Source organism: Candidatus Darwinibacter acetoxidans (genome assembly GCF_041936445.1).
Taxonomy (GTDB): Bacteria; Bacillota; Limnochordia; order Darwinibacteriales; family Darwinibacteriaceae; genus DTU010.
Window position 1 is genome coordinate 1 of the sequence record NZ_JBHGXH010000263.1, and the last position, 1,322, is coordinate 1,322.

Here is a 1,322-nt window from a genome sequence, read left to right on the forward strand (position 1 = left end):
GCTGCAGGTAGATTACTTCTACGGTCCGCCGCCGCTTCTGCGCTGCAAGCCAGGCCCTAAAGTCGCGGTTCTTACCGACGAAGCTCGTCAATAACCTCATCTTCTTTCGCCCCTCCTTCCAGTGGTAAGTTGTGCTGGTAATCCAAAAGCTCTCCACACCTCCCACATGGCCATGGCCCCGTATTGGCCGAATACCAGTTGCTCTTGCAAGTCGGACACTGTCGCCTGATCATGTTCTTTTTCTTTGCCTCCCTTCTATGTCGCCGGCGGTTTGCCGTCTGATGCGAAAAGCCTATAAATTAATCGCCTGGTCCCCGGGCGGATCATCCTCGAAAAAGCGTGTCCAATCAAAACCCAGGACGGCGGCAATGCGCTTCGCAACATCGACGGAGGGGTTGGCTTCTCCCCTCTCGATTTTGCTGTACATTTGCTGAGTAATTCCGGCCATTTTAGCGATTTGTTCTTGAGATTTTCCTTGTCTTTTAGTCCTTAGCCAAGCCCTCATAGCAACCATTTCACTCCCTGAGGTTGTTAAGCACAACTAAATGTTGTAATTATAATATAACAACCTGGGGTTGTTGTCAAGGGGGTTTTTACGATTTTTTGTTGTGAAAGGGATTACTCCACCCACTCCACCAGCTCTTCCCCTAACGCTTCTGCTGCCGCCTGCAGCAGAGAACCGGGCAGGGTTTCGGGCGGGAGATGCTCCCCGTGAACCTTCCCGGATATTTCATCATCATATCCGGGCAGGGTGCTCATCACGGCATAATCCAGGAAGTCGCTCCCTCCTTCCCACCGGGTCCACCTTTTCCACCAGACCAGAATCCTCCCGGCCTGGGTCTGGTATATTTTGTAGTCCGTTCCCCGGCCATCCCGATCCCGGGGGCTGGTCTGGTCGGTCAGCACTTCCGCCTCGGCCAGCAGCCGGCCCACGAAGCGGATCTGGCGGATATCATCATCGCCCTGGCTGCGCAGGACGCCCACGGGCAGGGCGTGCTCCCGCATCCCAAACATCTCCGCCCGCTTAACGGCCACGAACCGCCGCAGGGCCTCGGTGATGATGCCGGAAAGGGAGTCACCTCCCAGCCGTTCGGCCTCCTCAAAAAGGCTAATATCCTCGTCGCGCACGTAAATCGTTTTATTAGGCATTTTGCTTCCTCCTTATTTTTGTTGTGCCCCGCTTAACGGCGCGGGGCGGGCCGGGCCGGCCACTTCGCACGCCGGACATCCCGCCACTCAAATTCGACGGGTTCGTCGTATATGTCATGAAGAGTAGCAGGGACGACAACCTTCTGGCTGCGTCCGGCATTTATCCCCACCTC

At 55.8% G+C, this 1,322-nt stretch carries 2 protein-coding genes; both read right to left on the bottom strand.

From position 1 onward, the window contains the following. Nucleotides 1-292: 292 nt before the first annotated feature. The gene (locus ACE4YL_RS09995) at nt 293-505 is read right to left on the bottom strand and encodes a helix-turn-helix transcriptional regulator (protein WP_461369605.1); all 213 of its coding nucleotides are present in this window, start codon (nt 503-505) and stop codon (nt 293-295) included. A 113-nt stretch (nt 506-618) separates the two neighbouring features. Then, nucleotides 619-1,149, bottom strand: a complete 531-nt coding sequence (locus ACE4YL_RS10000; RefSeq protein ID WP_461369606.1) for a hypothetical protein — start codon at nt 1,147-1,149, stop codon at nt 619-621. Nucleotides 1,150-1,322: the final 173 nt, after the last annotated feature.

What these genes read in the sequence shown, in the direction of transcription:
- ACE4YL_RS10000 (WP_461369606.1), bottom strand. Translation starts at nt 1,149, where the DNA reads ATGCCTAATAAAACGATTTACGTGCGCGACGAGGATATTAGCCTTTTT.
- ACE4YL_RS09995 (WP_461369605.1), bottom strand. Translation starts at nt 505, where the DNA reads ATGAGGGCTTGGCTAAGGACTAAAAGACAAGGAAAATCTCAAGAACAA.